This window comes from Flavobacterium sp. WG21 (assembly GCF_000335775.1).
GTDB classification, from domain to species: Bacteria; Bacteroidota; Bacteroidia; order Flavobacteriales; family Flavobacteriaceae; genus Flavobacterium; species Flavobacterium tructae.
Window position 1 is genome coordinate 1 of record NZ_AMYW01000033.1, and the last position, 16,367, is coordinate 16,367.

Consider the following 16,367-nt stretch of genomic DNA (forward strand, 5'->3'; position numbering starts at 1 on the left):
GCATTTTTACTATAAAAATTCTCTTTCGAGACTATTACTTTCCTTTCAGTACTTTTTCTAAATACTCGACTTTTTCTTTTTCGGCTTTCACGAGTTCTTTTTCAGCCAGTACCAAACGTTCGTAAAGTTCAACTACTTTATCTAAAGGATTGAAAGTACAGGTACTTTGGGGACCAAAATTACTATTCGAAACTGTTTCATTAAAAGTATTGAAATAATTAAAAACTGCTTCTTCCGAAAAATTTTTAATTGCCTCTACAGTTACCCCCAGAGCCTTTGCCACTGCGATTAGTTTTTCGTCGTCAATAGTTTCGCTGTTTTCCATAATTGAAACGGCCTGCTGGTTGGTTCCTAAAGCCTGTGCCAAAGCTTCCTGCTTCATGTCTTTCAGTTCACGAATACGGCTGATTTTTCGCCCTATGTGATTTGGTTTTGTTGCTGTACTCATAATTCAAAGATATTTAAAATTCTTTTAAAAAGTAATGATCTGTAAAAAACAGAATTGTTTCGGTAAGATACTATTTGAACTGCTTGTTAAAGAGAGTTTAAAAATACACTTTTTCTTACATGCTTTGCAAATGTGTTTTGTTTTTCTTGTACTAAAAATGCATCAACAAAATAAAGAACCAGCGGTACGGAACCTATAAAGACGGCAAATAGGTGTCGTTCCTATGGAACTTTGCAAAACGAAAATCCTTTTTTCAACGGATTAAAATCCGTTGCTACAAAATATTTCATTCCTAGCGGAATTAAAATTATGCATAAAAGACTGGCCTAAAACTCCTGCCTGTAAAGAAATTTAAAGACACATTATCAAGGTAAAGAGCCATAGGATCGACCAATATTGTAGCGTTGGATTTTAATCCAATTTGAATATATGAGATTACAATAAAGAACCAGCGGTTCGAAACATATAAAAAACGGCAAATAGGTGTCGTTCCTATGGAACTTTATAAAACGAAATTCCTTTTTTCAACGGATTAAAATCCGTTGCTACAAAATATTTCATTCCTAGCGGAATTAAAATTATGTAGAAAAACAGGTCTAAAACTCCTGCCTGCAAAGAAATTTAAAGACACATTATCAAGGTAAAGAGCCATAGGATCGACTAATATTGTAGGGTTGGATTTTAATCCAATTTGAATATATGAGGTTACAATAAAGAACCAGCGGTTCGGAACATATAAAAAATGATAAATATGTACCCTTCCTATGGAACTTTGTAAAACGGAAATCCTTTTTTAAACGGATTAAAATCCGTTGCTACAAAATGAACCATTCCTAGCAGAATTAAAATTATATAAAAAGACAGGCGTAAAAACTCCTGCCTCCAAAGGAATTAAAAACACATTATCAAGGTAAAGAGCCATAGGCTCGTCCAATATTGTAGGGTTGGATTTTAATCCAATTTGAATATATGCGGTTACAAAAGAACCAGCGGTTCGAAACATATAAAAAACGGCAAATAGGTGTCGTTCCTATGGAACTTTACAAAACGAAAATCCTTTTTTCAACGGATTAAAATCCGTTGAAAAAAGGATTTCATTCCTAGCGGAATTAAAATTATGCATAAAAGACTGGCCTAAAACTCCTGTCTGTAAAGAAATTTAAAGACACATTATCAAGGTAAAGAGTCCTAAGCTCGACCAATATTGTAGGGTTGGATTTTAATCCAATTTGAATATATGGGGTTACAATAAAGAACCAGCGGTTCGGAACATATAAAAAATGATAAATATGTACCCTTCCTATGGAACTTTGTAAAAACGGAAATCCTTTTTTCAACGGATTAAAATCCGTTGCTACAAAATATTTCATTCCTAGCGGAATTAAAATTATTGATAAAAGACTGGCCTAAAACTCCTGCCTGCAAAGGAATTAAAAACACACCCAAATAAACGTAGAAATTTTCTTTCTTTTAAAACAAAATGTAAGTTTATTTTTATATATTTGAGTTCTTCGCAAAAACAAACTTTCCGCACTATATACCCCGATTTACTAACTATTAAAAGCCAATAATCATGGGAAAGCTATTTAAATACGCCTTAGCGTTTGTTTTTCTTGCCTTGACAGGTTGCGAAAAAGATTCAAATGAACAACATGAAACCAAAACAGAATCAGCAGTTCCTTTTGAAAAGAAACTTATAAATGCCAATGAACTTCCGGCTGACATTCAAAATTACATCAATACAGACGATGCAGAAAACAGCGCCAAGTCCGGTAATACTGAAACTTTAAACGAGCCAATATTTATGATGCATGACATTGTAAGTATGACCGATGACAAAAACATCACCAATTACAGTATTAGTTTCTTTTATCCCGACACTCCGGAAAATGTGTATTACAATCTGGTTATAAATGTACTTCCAACAGGAGAAAGTAAAAAATACATTTTTAAATACATTTGTAACCCAAAGGATTTTGAAAATTTTAAAGCACACCGTTTTGATTTCAAATATTTCGATGGCACCACCGAGATAAGTCAGGTTAGCAATCCTACTACAGGAAAATTTACCTCGAAGTCCAGTGCCGGAGATGATCCATGTGCTAAAATCTTTGTTCCTTCACCTTCAGATCCAAAAAGCAATCCGGCCGCAGGAGGTGGAAGCGGTAATGGAGGAAATCTTCCATCAGGAGGATTCAACACAAGCGTTCCGGGATACAACTCCCCTCCAAGCAGTGGCGGTTATAAAGGCGGCGGTGATGGCAGTTCCGGTCATGATCATTCTAACTGTTATGGCAGCAACGGACAATATTGGTATTATGCCGGTGATGTTCGTCCACCACATCCCCACACTTCAAAAAGTGCCGGGCCATGTCCTGAAGTAACTCCTCCAAGCGGATATGTACCTGTAAATACAATGCCACTGATTAAAATCTTAGGTGCTCAGCTAAGCTTATCTATAGCTCAAATCGCTTTTTTAAGAAATCGTCCTGACACTATGAATATCATAGGTAGTTATTTGAATTCAAATAATTTCTCCGATGAAGCTAAAAGTTTTTCGAAAGAAATGATTGACATCGTTAAACAAGATGCCACAGTAGATAATAATGCGCTCGTTTTTACTTTAAGCGCCAAAGCCCAAAACAAGATTAATAATGATTTAGATGATTCTTTTTTGTTGTCTGTAGATCAATACATAGATATAGATGTTGCAAACTATCTTTCCAGTGACCCGGGAGGAATATTAGCAATGCATTTCTCTATTGAATGTGCAGTTTTAAGAGCCAATCATCCTGATTGGAGTACTGCAAAAATATATTGGGAAGCCTCGAAAGGATTTATCCATCTGTCGCTTGATGCATTAGGTTTAGTACCTGTTTTTGGAGAAGCCGCTGATTTAGTTAATGGAGCGCTTTATATAATGGAAGGCGACGGAGTAAATGCAACTTTAAGTCTGGCTAGTGCGGTACCCATAGTTGGATGGGCAACCGCAGGAAGTAAACTAGGATTAAAAGTTATCCAGACTACCACTGGAAAAACACAATTAATATTGAAATTTACAAACGGAGTTTTTACCTTTGGTTCACGCTCACAATTAAGAAAAGTTTTAAATATTACCGATTCGAGTATTCAGGCACATCATATAATACCTTGGGCAAAGAGTATTCACCCTGCAATTCAAAAAGCTGCAAATTGTAAGAAAGCATTTCATATGAATGATGCTCTAAATGGCATTCCCTTAAATACCGCGATTCATAGTGGAAGTCATGGAGAATATGATAAATTAATACAAAAATATTTAAATAAAATTCCAGATAACGCAACTCCAGACCAATGCTATGAAGCCATAAACGACATAATAGATAAAGTGAGGACAGCAATAACAAATAATCCTGGTGTGCATATAAATCAATTAAACTTTTAAGCATGAAATATTATTCTATAGAGCCTTCTTTAAACACAAAAGTGTTAGGAAATTACCCACAGGTAAAAAACATTAAATATAATTGTCATGTTTGGGATGAACCAAAATTTATCGAGCATGTACATTTTGAAAAAGTTGATTTTGAACCTATTATAGCTAATGCCATTTTATATGCAAAATCAAAACTTACGGATCTAATAAGTGTAACAGGCATGGGTTTTACATTAAAACTTTTAATAAGTAGCAAGTTAAAAAACATACTAGAAAATAAGCGCAAAACGGGATTACAATTTTTTAGATCCCCAATAATTCAAAATGATCATTTAATAAATAATTATTGGATATTAAATTACTACGAAATAAGCTATCAATTTTTAGATTTTAAAAATTCAGTATTTTTTGAGACTACAAAGTTTGACAAAACAAATAAATTAGAAATAAATAATCAAAATGCCTTTATTCAAAAGCAGAATGAGATAGCTGAAGAAGGATATCCTAAAGGTCTTTTAATTGATAAAATTGCAATAAAGAAAGACAACAATGAACATTTTTTTCTTTTACAAAATACGGACAATGGTACGCAATATATTGTTTCTGAAAAACTTAAAAAAGAGATAGAAGAAGCAAATTGTACAGGTATAGAATTTCAGCCTATTGAATTGTCCTTAACAGAATGGTTGCATGGCGGAGAACGAGAAAAAATATATGGCAAAACATAAAGATTTTAATCAATGAAATATTATTCAATAGAAACATCCCTAAGTAAAAAAATATTAGGTCATTATCCTCAGGTTAAAAACATTATTTACAATTGTCATGTATGGGATGAGCCAAAATTTATCGAGCATGTGCATTTTGAAAAAATTGATTTTGAACCTATTATGGCCAATGCTGTTTTACATCCAAAATCAAAACATACTGATCTTATAGATATAACAGGTATGGGCTTTACATTAAAACCTTTAGTAAGCAGCAAACTAAAAAATATACTAGAAAATAATCGGAAAACCGGGTTGCAATTTTTCAAATCGCCTGTATACCATCAAGAAAAAATCATTCAAGATTATTATATTCTAAATATGTATGAAAACAATAATAATTTAATAGAGATTAAGAAATGTAGAGTTCAATATCATAAAAAGTCTGATGACTATGAGTCTACTTACAATACAAATACGGAATATTTAACATTCGAAAATTTTGAAAGTTTTAGCTCATTCTTAAATATAGCTATTAGAAATAATGAATTTTTTTTTATCGATAAACTTTTTTTAAAAGATGAAATAAATGAAGATTTCTTTATGCTACAAAATGTACAAGGGAGTGTAAAATATGTTGTTTCTGAAAAACTTAAAAAAGAAATAGAAGAAGCAAATTGTACAGGTATAGAATTTCAACCTATTGAATTGTCCTTAACAGAATGGCTGCATGGCGGAGAACGAGAAAAAATATATGGCAAAACATAAAGATTTTAATCAATGAAATATTATTCAATAGACACATCTCTAAACAAAAAAATATTAGGTCATTATCCTCAGGTTAAAAATGTAAAATATAATTGTCATGTATGGGATGAGCCTAAATTTATCGAACATGTACATTTTGAAAAAATTGATTTTGAACCTATTACGGCTAATGCCGTTTTATATGCAAAATCAAAATTAACTGATTTAATTAGTGCCGATGGAATGGGATTTACATTAAAACCATTAGTAGGTAAAAAACTGAAAGAAATATTTGAAAACAATAGAAAAACCGGATTACAATTTTTTAGATCTCCAATAATTCAAAATGATTGTTTAATAAATGATTATTGGATTTTAAATATGTATGAAATTGATATGAATTTTATCGATCTAACGAAATCTTCAATAGTGCAACGAATTAGGAAACCAGAAGGAGGAACAACTTTAATTGATGTAGAAATAGAATCATTAGAAAGTTTTATGACAGAGATTGCCTCTAAAAAACTTGAAGGAGAGTTGTATTTTAAAAACATCATTATTAAAGATAATATCTTAGAAGATTTTTTTCTATTACGATATGTTGAAGGCGGAGCAAAATATGTTGTTTCTGAAAAACTTAAAAAAGAAATAGAAGATGCAGGTTGTACTGGCATAGAATTTCAACCAGTAGAATTGTCAACAGTTGAATGGCTTTATGGAGGAGAGCGAGAAAAAATATATGGCAAAGCATAAATAAACATACAAACCAACAATCATTCAAATTGTGAAAACAGAAAACTTGATGATCTGGTCATGCAGATTTATGAAATAATAATGCAACATGTAGAAATACATGCCACCCAATGCTATGAAGCCGTAAATGACATAATCGATAAAGCGAGGATAGCAATAGCAAACAATCCTAGCACACCTATTAATCAACTAAATTTTTAAAAATGAAATATTATTTTATAAACAATTCATTAAATAATAAAATTGTAGGCGATTATAATCAAGTTCAAGGAGCTCAGCATCATTGTGACATCTGGGAAGACCCAAACTTTATTGATAAAATTGATTTCATTAAGATTGACTTTCAGCCAATTATATCTAATGCGATTCTTAGTAGAAAAGCAAAACTAACGGATTTAATAAATGCGCAAACCACGGGGTTTAGCTTAAGGTTACTTATTAGTAGTAAATTAAAAGATATACTTGAAAAATATTCTAAAGAAAAAGGTCAATTTTTTAGATCCCCTGTTATATATCAAAATAAAAGCATAGATGGCTATTGGATTTTTCACCCTCACTTCTTTGAATCAAATTCTATAGATTATCTAGGCTCAAAAATTTTAATTAGAAAAAGAAAGTCAGATGGCGGTACATTTCTAGAAAAGATTAAAGTAGAAAATGATGACGATTTTAAAATTCAAAATCTCTTAAAAAACGAAGATGATTATATTTATATATCTAATTTAAAAATAAAAAAAGATTTTCATCCTGATTTTTTCCTTTTATCAAACACAGAAGGGGGTATTGGATACATTGTTTCTGAAAACCTCAAAAAAGAGATAGAAGATGCCAGTTGTACAGGTATAGAATTTCAACCAGTAGAATTATCCATAACTGAATGGCTGCATGGAGGAGAACGAGAAAAAATATACGGTAAAGCCTAATCACATAAATGATATCAAATAAGAGGGTCAAACTAAGTAGAACTTTTCGGTGTTTTAAAACTGCTTTTTCAGATAGTTATTACACTGGACGAAGTCTCCCGACTTCGTCCAGTGTAGCCTTTAATAATTTTTTTAAGTCCTTGAAGACCACAAAGAGCAAAAAAAGCTCTAAATATCACCGACTCAAATATTCAGATCCAGCTTCGACAGCAACACAGCTTAGAACATTTTTTATACAAAATTACAAGAAGGAATGGCTGAATATGGAGGAACTATTAGCACATCTCCCCTCTTCTGGCGCGAGCGTCTTGCTCGTGAACACATACAAAATAACCTAAAAAGAATATTGCTCAATCAGGATTGTGAAAATTGATCCAAAAGTTCAATTACGGATTTCCGTAAAATAACTGAGTCATAAGAAGTTAGTTTTGGATAAATATTTAATTCTAAAACCAACTACCATGAGTAAAAAATCAATTAATGTTACAGACCTTTTCCTGGCAATACTTGCCTTTTTATTAATCAGTGTCAGTTTTTATCAAACCTGGCTTGGATTAGATCAAATTTTTGGTCCGGCATCTTTTATAATCGCTTTGGTCCTATCACTTTTACTATTGTTTTTAGTTTGGATGATCCGATCTGCAAAAGCAAATGGTAAATCAACTTCAAGCTATGTAGGCATTTACATTTTCATAGCCTCGTTTTGTTTCATTGCCAATTTTAATGCTTTGTATACCAGATTTATGAAAACGGACATTTATACTACCGAATTGAGAGATATCAACGAACGTTTCAATAATCTGGAAGCCGACATTCAGTCCAAATTAAGTTATAAATACAATCGGGAGACTTCGCAAAACATTGAAATCAAGAAAAAACAAATGATGGAGCAAATTAAAGATCCCGGAAATAAAGGAATTGGAACAAGAGCACAAACCTTAATAAGAGATATAGAAGGATTAACAGGACAAAATGTTGATCTTCTGACTCCTGTTGCCAATGATTATGATGATTTGGCAGAACGAATGGGACGCCAGATCGACAATATGATTTCTGATCTTTCTCCGGAAGAAAAAGCTTTAAAAACGGATGTAAACAATGCCGCCCTAAAATGGAATAAAAGGATTCAGGATTTATTACTCCTTTCTAAAAAAGAAAAGGATGATATCTCTCAAGGTTTAATTGATGAATCATTGGCCGAGTACAATAAACTGGGAAATCGCGCTCATACCGTGCTAGGCGATACTAAATTTAAGTTTACACCTGAAATTTCAAAAACACAAGATGTTGGAAAAATAGGTTTTGCTTTTGACCATGCCATTAAAAACTTTGGAATGTATCAATTTGTAGTATTAATGGGCTGTATTTTATTAGATTTTGTTATTGTTATCATAGTCTTATTAGCGACTACAAGCAATGAAAACAGCAACAATAGTTCGAGTGTCTTTAGTGGAAACAAAAGAAGTGGTAAAGTATTAATTGCAAAAAACTAAACTGAAATGAGCAGCGAGATCAAAAATCTGAAACCATTGTCTTTTGATGACGAAAAATTGAAACCTATTTCATTTGAAACAAAAAATGAAGTAAAACCTGACTTTGTTCCATTGGCAAATGCTAATACAAATGATATTAAAAATAAAGACAGCAATTTTGTTTTCTTTTTTGGTGTTGGAGAATCTGGTAAATCAGTTATTCTGTCTTCAATGCTTTATTATTTAAGTTCGCATGCCGGGGTTTTGCGTCCAAAACTAGGAACTCCCAATTCAAAAGAAGCGCAGGTTTTATTGTCTGATTTTTTTGAAAACATCAGACAAGGAATCTTACCAAACAGAACAACCCGCGATCAGGTAACCCGATTAGATTTAATATTTGAACCTAATAATAAATCTAAAAAAGTGCCATCTATCAATTTAACTTTTTTAGAAACTTCCGGAGAGAATCACAAAGATATCAGCAAAGGCGGCACATATCACAGTAGCATCGAAGCTTATTTGAATGCAAACATACCGCTTACTTTTATCATTGTAACCAGTTTTGACAATGCACATCTGGAAGATACTTTAATAAACGAATTTCTTGATGAACTGGAAAGAAAAGGGAAAAATTTAAAATCAATAAATGTGATTTTAGTGATTTCTAAATGGGACAAATCAGGCCGAACAGATGTATCTAATGAAAATGAATTAGAAAAATTCATTAACGAAAGACTTCCCAGAACCAATAACCGAATGAATTCATATGAATTAAATAAAACCTATTTCACCATTGGCAGCATAGAAAACAACGGAAACGGAGAAAGGATAACGCTATTAAATTTAGCGCAGGCTGAAGTCTTATCTAATTGGCTTTACGAAAGTATTATAGGATATTCGTTAGATTATGAAGGCACTTTCTGGGAACGTTTAAAATTTAGCTTCTAAAACAAATGACACAAAACATATACTTGTTGGCCTTTGGTACATTTGGAAATCCGTACGGCTTCAGACAGACATTTTTTAAAATGGGAAATGAAAATGTTGCAAAATCAATCAAAACGTTTGATTTAAATACAAATGCCATAAAACTATTTGAGAACAGCTCCTTATACGCTATACGCAAAGAGTCGGCAAATGGATTAAACTCAATTTCATATTCAAAATATTCGTTTGCAAAAGAGAAGAATTCCGATAGAGGAGGAACTTTTATAGGGGCAAGTATTCTTTTTACAAATGAAATTGCAGAAGAAAATGTTACTATCAATAAATTAAATGAATTTCATAAAATACTAGTTAGTAAAAACATTGAAGACAAAACCCTGATGGTTAATCATTCGGATAATTTTACTGTAGATCTGCCTCAAGACTTTGATAAACTTAGTTATAATCTTAAAAGTTTTAGCGAACCATCCAGCTTTTATATGTCAAATTCTAATCTGGTTGTGTACTCTAAAATAAATATTGATAAACTACAGCATAACTTTAAAAAGTCTTTAGAGCTATTAAATCGTTTTGATACCATATTTTTTACGGATAATGAAGAAATTGCAAGCTTCAGTCACAGCAAAGGTCTCTACAGAACGACTAACGAAGAAGGATTTGATAATGAAATACAAATTGCAAAAGAAGAAAAAAAGAAACAATTACAGTTAATTCTAAATGATTACGAAAAAGAAATTTCTGAACTCGAAGAAAACAAGATAATCTCTATCAAGAAGCTTAAAGAAAGTATCGAACAAAATGTGCGATTACACCAGGAAAACGGCAGAAAAATTGAAGAATCAAAAAAACAGATTACTGCTACTGAAAATAAATACGCTGAGTTTTCAAAAAAAATAAGAGAGGCTATAAATTTCATCAAATCGAATAGAAAAATTGACGAAGTAAAAGCATTTCATCAGGAAAACAAACGTGAGTTTCTCAACTTTATTAATGAAAATACTAAACCGCAATATTTGAATCAATTGAATAATGTACAGCCAAAAACCAACATAACAACCCAATACCAATCAGGCTATGATTTTCTGCAACCGAATGATACATTTCAAACGAGAGGATCAGAAAAGACAAGGAAAACGTATAAAATTTTCAAACCGCTGTCTATTTTGTTTTTCGCTTTATGGATTTTAACCTTGCTTTATTTTTTATTTTCTGTCGAAATTTTAGAAATGCTAAGAATGAATTAATCTATAACCTTGTTTTACTTTTTTCTTGTGCCAAAAATTACATTATAACAATAAAGAACCAAAAAAAAGACAACGATTCAGAACCTATAAAAACGGCAAATAGGTGTCGTTCTTACGGAATTTTTAAAAACGATCTTTTTGTTCTCAAAGGATTAGAATCCGTCGTTACACCATACTTCATTCCTACGAAATTAAAGCATGCGACTTCTCATGATTTTTTTAATAAGAAATTATAGAGATAATGATTAAACTGTTTTGCTTATTGACATTAATTTATATTCTTTGCATACACAATCGGGATGCTGAAACCAAAGCTTTCAGTAGGATTTCCGCATTTTAAATTCTATAGTAAACAGTTAATACCATCAATAAAATAAACATGAAAAAACATTTTTTAACCAGCCTAGCATTATTTAGTTTCATTTTAACAGCTAATGCACAATGGAGCGGAACAAATCCTATTTCTACAGATGCTTCTGTGGGTATTGGAACAAGTTCTGTCACCTCTCCTTTAACGATTAGCAAACCGACATGGAATTTAATCCCTACCGTTGAAATAAAACACATTTCCGGGAATTTTGGTTGCGACGGCTGTTTAAATGTAGCGCAAAAAATTTCAGTTTTAGACGATCAGGGAATTAATAAAAGTAATATTGGCCTTTGGGTAACTGCTAAAAATGCAGCAAATAATTATGCCGCAATATTTGAAAATGGATACGTTGGCATCGGAACAACTACCCCTACCGCAAAACTGCACATAAACAACGGTGCCAATTCCGATGCTGCCGTATTAGCAACCAGTTCAGAAGATAATAAATTGGTAGTTAGTAGTGGTGTAACTCAACCTATAAATGTACCAACCTTTACAATAACTCAAGAATTCGCAAACAATCGAAATAATGGTTATATAAGTTTTCATAGAGGACATTCTGTATATGGTGGCTTTTTAACATTTGGAGCTTCCGGAAAGGAGAGGCTTCGAATAGACAGTGACGGGAATATAGGAATTGGAATAGCATCTCCTTTATATAAATTGGATGTTTGCGGAACAATAAGAGCAAGAGAAGTAAAAGTTGATTTACAAGGAACCTGCATCCCTGACTTTGTATTCAAAAAAGAGTACAAATTAATGACTTTAAACGAACTTGAAAAATTTGTAACAACCAACCATCATCTTCCTGAAATTGCACCTGAAAAGGAAATGCTTGAAAATGGGCTCAATATGAAAGATTTTCAAATGAAATTGTTACAGAAAATGGAAGAAATGACGCTCTATATTATCGATCAAAATAAAAAGAATGAGAAGCAGGAACAAGAAATAAAATTACTCAAAGCCGAAATTAAGAAAATAAAATCAGCTAAAAAGTAAGCCTCCTTATTCAGCAAATCTATTTCCGGCTCTGCGAAGTCTTAAATTTTCAAAGCCGCTTGACTTCGCAAATTAAATATAAACTCGTAGCCTTCGAACAACATAATTTTAATCCAATTTAAATAGGTACGTTTATAAAAAGAATCAGCGGTTCGGCACCTATAAAGATGATAAATAGGTGTCGTTCCTATGGAACTTTGGAAACCCAAAATCTTTTCTTCAACGGATTAAAATCCGTTGCTACAAATGAATCATTACTAGCGGAATTAAATTGATACGACAGCGAGAGCGTGATGCACACATTGTAAGAGAAAAAACCTAAATAGATGGAAAAACATTCTCATTCTGGAATAATTTTTGTCTAACCAATTGAAGGATCAATTTTAAAATAGCCATGGAAAATAAAATAACTGTACCAAAACCCTGTAATGAAAACTGGAACTCAATGTCACCCAATAAAAATGGTAGATTTTGTGGTTTGTGTAATAAAACTGTAGTTGATTTTACAAAAATGAATACTACCGAAATTCAGAACTATTTGGTTGAAAATTCGGGTAAAGAAAATATCTGTGGCTATTTTAAATCTACTCAAATAGAAACTGAAAAAAATACGAAATACGATCATTTAAAAAATCGATTTAACCGAATTAGAATCAAACCCATTAAAAAAATGGCTTTATTTTCTTTGAGTTTAGTTTTCTCCCTAACCAGTTGTATGGGAAAAGCTATGGTAAATGGTGAAACTGCCGTAATCGATAATGACACAATAAATGAAACCAAAGTAACTAAGCCGGAAGATACCATAAAACCAAAAGATTCTATAAAAACCGAAAACATTCGGTTAAAAGAAAAAAATACATCATCAAGGTAAAGAGCCATAGGCTCGGCCAATATTGTAGATTAGATTTTAATCCAATTTAAATAGACGTGTTTACAAAATAAAACCAGCGGTTCGGCACCTATAAAGACAATAAATAGGTGTCGTTCCTATGGAACTTTGCAAAACGAAAATCCTTTTTTTCAACGGATTGAAATCCGTTGCTACACAATATTTCATTCCTAACGGAATTAATATTATGCAACGGCACATTCCATATTTTTTTTGCTCAACGATCTGCATGTCAATTATTTTTTGAGCAACTGTACCTCTTTCAAACAAACGAATGAATTTGAAAACAGCACTCACAAAATATCCCGGGTTTGAAACTAAACGGGCTATTTCTGTTATTCTCACATCTCTTTCATGCGTACAGGCCACTCTTTTATCCTCGGGAACGGCTACAAATTCATTGGCAAATTTCCAAGCACCGTCTCTGGCAGTTTCCATACTAAAATCAATAAAAAAGGTATCTGCTTTGCCTGTTAATTTTAATATCCAGGTAAGCGTTGGCCAAATTTTAATCAAACACTTTTCTACGCTTCCTACGAGACTGCTTAAAATGGTATTTATTTTATCGAAATCAGCTTTTAAACTTCCTATATCTTCAACCGTACTGATCTCTGCGGCGGCTATACCTAAGTCCAGGTTGATATGAGCATTCATTCCGAGTAATAGGTGCTGCAGCACTATTGGCCAGAACTTTTCGGCTTGTTCAAAGGCAAAACCCCAACATTCTGATGGTTTTTCTTTGGCTTTATATTCGTAATAGGCTTTTAAATACCGATTGGCAAAAATGACATCCAATTTTTCCATTCGCTCCCCATTTTGAAAGGCTCCATTTTGAATACCTTCTTTTACCTTCACCGTCACTTCACGGTATAGTGTTGCAAATAAACCTATATTACTCTGTTCTATTTTTGATAACTCGATTATTTCATCTAATAGCTGAATGACTTCACCTATAGTTGCAGCTTGTTTCACACTCATGGTAGTTGACTTTGGTTGAATTAGTTACAAGCGAATATAATTATTTTAATCGTTAAAAAAAGGAATATTTTGAAGTATTATCTTGTTATTTATTCTGTTTTACTTTTAAAACCAATCCACTAACTAAATGAATACTTCTTCGCTCGAAATGACTCATCCAAATCAGCCGTAGACAAAAGTATCTCACTCCGCAAAGTCTTTCTCATAAAATATAATTCTCCTTCTTGAATCCACAAATCTTTAGTACAAATTCATTTTCAAAAATTCTACTTCTGTTCACCATAAAAAGCACTTATTAAAACAAATTAGTCCTTCAGACTCTAATCGCAAACTTTTTCTTATTTTTGATTTTATAAGAATCACATTTTCAACAGTATACCACACTTAAAAATGTAGATTTCAAAAACAATTTCATCATCATCAAAAAAAGTAAATTATGATTAAAAAAAACGTATTATCCGTTTTAGTTGTTTTGGCTGTTCTTTTAAGTTCGTGCAAACAGGAGCCAAAAGAAACACCTGCTCCATTGATTGACGTAAAAACATTCTTTAAAAATGGAGAAAAAAGCACCTTCCGAATTTCGCCCGATGGAAATTATTTTAGTTATCGTGCCGATTATAAAGGAAAATCAAACATTTTTGTTCAGAAAGTAGGCGAACAAAAGGCCGTTCGCGTTACCAACGATACTTTGCGAAGTATTTCCGGTTATTTCTGGAAAGGCGACAGAATTGTATATGCACAAGACATAGGCGGAGACGAAAATTTCCAGCTATTTTCGGTAAAAGCAGATGGAAAGGATTTAAAAGCACTAACCCCTTTCCCGGGTGTAAGAAGCGATATTACAGACGCGCTCATTGATATTAAAGGAAAAGAAAAAGAACTCATCGTACAGATCAACAAAAGAGTAAAAGAATATTTTGATCCTTATCTTCTGAATGTCGAAACAGGAACACTAACACTACTTTACGACAACAAAGAAAACTTCGATGGCTGGTTTACAGACAACAATGGTATAATTCGTCTGGCTTCAAAAACCGATGGCGTAAACATTACCTGGAACTACCGAAATTCAGAAAAAGAGCCTTTTACTCCTTTAGTTACAACCACTTTCAAAGATATTTTTACGCCTGCTTCTTTCGATAAAAACAATAAAAATATCTACGCGCTTAGCAATATTGGAAAAGACAAAGTAATCTTGGTTGAATACGATCCTATTAGCAAGAAAAATGTAAAAGAATTATTTTCTGACCCTAATTACGATCTAAGTACTCTTGATTACGACAGAAAAAAGCAGGTCTTAACTTCTGTTGGCTGGGAAGCAGAAAAACAGGAAAAACACTTTTTTGATAAAGACTGGGAAACCATTCAAAACAATCTTGAAAAGAAACTGGAAGGCTACGAAACCGAGATTGTAAGTTATGATGATGCCCGAACCAAAGCTATTGCCTGGGCGGGGAACGACCGAACTCCCGGGAAATTTTATCTGTATGATTTTAAAACTGCAGAAATTAAAGAAGTCGCAAATCCATATCCCTGGATTGAGGAAAAACAAATGAGCCACATCAAACCTGTTACTTATAAATCGAGAGACGGTCTGGAAATTCATGGTTATCTAACACTTCCCCTTGGAATTGAGCCTAAAAACCTGCCTGTTGTTATCAATCCGCATGGCGGACCTTGGGCAAGAGACGGCTGGTATTACAATCCGGAGGTTCAGTTTTTAGCGAATCGCGGTTATGCTGTTTTACAAATGAACTTCAGAGGAAGTACAGGCTACGGAAAGAAATTTTGGGAAGCAAGTTTTAAACAATGGGGAAAAACAATGCAGGACGATATTACAGATGGTGTGGAATGGCTGAAAAAAGAAGGCATTGCCGATGAAAAACGAATTGCTATTTATGGTGGTAGTTACGGCGGTTATGCAACTCTTGCAGGGGTTGCCTTTACACCCGATTTGTATGCCGCAGCGGTAGATTATGTTGGTGTAAGTAACCTGTTTACGTTTATGAATACGATTCCGCCTTATTGGAAGCCTTACTTAGATCAATTTCACGAAATGGTAGGCGATCCAAAAAAAGACAGTTTACTGCTTGCATCGACATCACCGGCTTTACACGCCGACAAAATAAAAACACCTTTATTTGTAGCACAGGGAGCTAACGATCCGAGGGTAAACAAAGCCGAAAGCGATCAGATGGTTGAAGCCTTAAAAAAACGCGGTGTCACTGTAGAATATATGGTGAAAAATGATGAAGGACATGGTTTCCATAATCAGAACAATCGTTATGATTTTTATGGTGCAATGGAAAAATTCCTTGACAAACATTTGAAAAAGGCGAAATAATCGATAACTGAAAATCTAAAAAGCGGCAAGAATTTTTTTGCCGCTTTTTTAATTTAACGCTGTTTCATTTTTGTAATGAAGTAGTGACAGTCAATAAAAATTAAGATCTCAACACTCTTAAATTCAAAGGTAA

At 32.9% G+C, this 16,367-nt stretch carries 13 protein-coding genes; 11 read left to right on the top strand and 2 right to left on the bottom strand.

All coding sequences use genetic code 11. The features are described from left to right. Window positions 1–34 precede the first annotated feature (34 nt). On the bottom strand, window positions 35–448 hold the full coding sequence (locus C245_RS0118850; protein WP_017498171.1) for a helix-turn-helix domain-containing protein: 414 nt from the start codon (window positions 446–448) through the stop codon (window positions 35–37). A 1,573-nt stretch (window positions 449–2,021) separates the two neighbouring features. Here C245_RS0118850 and C245_RS0118875 point away from each other — a divergent pair. The 10 genes from C245_RS0118875 to C245_RS0118920 all read left to right on the top strand — a co-directional run bounded on the left by C245_RS0118875 (window position 2,022) and on the right by C245_RS0118920 (window position 12,894). Further along, window positions 2,022–3,872 (top strand): AHH domain-containing protein, encoded by a 1,851-nt coding sequence (locus tag C245_RS0118875; protein WP_017498176.1) that lies wholly within the window; start codon window positions 2,022–2,024, stop codon window positions 3,870–3,872. A 2-nt stretch (window positions 3,873–3,874) separates the two neighbouring features. Then, window positions 3,875–4,591, top strand: a complete 717-nt coding sequence (locus C245_RS0118880) for an imm11 family protein (RefSeq protein WP_017498177.1) — start codon at window positions 3,875–3,877, stop codon at window positions 4,589–4,591. Window positions 4,592–4,603: 12 nt separating this feature from the next. Beyond that, window positions 4,604–5,338 carry an imm11 family protein gene (locus C245_RS0118885; RefSeq protein WP_017498178.1) on the top strand — a complete coding sequence of 245 codons (735 nt, stop codon included), beginning with the start codon at window positions 4,604–4,606 and terminating at the stop codon, window positions 5,336–5,338. A gap of 12 nt (window positions 5,339–5,350) precedes the next feature. Then, the gene (locus C245_RS0118890) at window positions 5,351–6,070 is read left to right on the top strand and encodes an imm11 family protein (RefSeq protein ID WP_017498179.1); all 720 of its coding nucleotides are present in this window, start codon (window positions 5,351–5,353) and stop codon (window positions 6,068–6,070) included. Window positions 6,071–6,273: 203 nt separating this feature from the next. Beyond that, entirely contained in the window at window positions 6,274–6,993 is a 720-nt protein-coding gene (locus tag C245_RS0118895) for a hypothetical protein (protein WP_017498180.1), read from the top strand. A 461-nt stretch (window positions 6,994–7,454) separates the two neighbouring features. Beyond that, window positions 7,455–8,486 carry a hypothetical protein gene (locus tag C245_RS0118900; RefSeq protein WP_017498181.1) on the top strand — a complete coding sequence of 344 codons (1,032 nt, stop codon included), beginning with the start codon at window positions 7,455–7,457 and terminating at the stop codon, window positions 8,484–8,486. A gap of 6 nt (window positions 8,487–8,492) precedes the next feature. Next, window positions 8,493–9,413, top strand: a complete 921-nt coding sequence (locus C245_RS0118905) for a hypothetical protein (protein ID WP_017498182.1) — start codon at window positions 8,493–8,495, stop codon at window positions 9,411–9,413. 5 nt (window positions 9,414–9,418) lie between these two features. After that, the gene (locus C245_RS0118910; RefSeq protein WP_017498183.1) at window positions 9,419–10,654 is read left to right on the top strand and encodes a hypothetical protein; all 1,236 of its coding nucleotides are present in this window, start codon (window positions 9,419–9,421) and stop codon (window positions 10,652–10,654) included. Window positions 10,655–11,033: 379 nt separating this feature from the next. Then, window positions 11,034–12,023: a hypothetical protein gene (locus C245_RS23790; RefSeq protein ID WP_017498184.1), complete on the top strand. Its 990-nt coding sequence runs from the start codon at window positions 11,034–11,036 to the stop codon at window positions 12,021–12,023. Between the two features lie 394 nt (window positions 12,024–12,417). Beyond that, window positions 12,418–12,894, top strand: a complete 477-nt coding sequence (locus tag C245_RS0118920) for a hypothetical protein (RefSeq protein ID WP_017498185.1) — start codon at window positions 12,418–12,420, stop codon at window positions 12,892–12,894. A gap of 60 nt (window positions 12,895–12,954) precedes the next feature. Here the strand turns inward: C245_RS0118920 and C245_RS0118925 are convergent, their stop codons facing one another. After that, window positions 12,955–13,890, bottom strand: coding sequence for a DUF5995 family protein (locus C245_RS0118925; RefSeq protein ID WP_017498186.1), 936 nt, complete (start codon window positions 13,888–13,890; stop codon window positions 12,955–12,957). A 436-nt stretch (window positions 13,891–14,326) separates the two neighbouring features. Between C245_RS0118925 and C245_RS0118930 the strand changes: the two genes are divergently transcribed. Further along, window positions 14,327–16,234 (top strand): S9 family peptidase, encoded by a 1,908-nt coding sequence (locus C245_RS0118930; protein WP_017498187.1) that lies wholly within the window; start codon window positions 14,327–14,329, stop codon window positions 16,232–16,234. Window positions 16,235–16,367 lie beyond the last annotated feature (133 nt).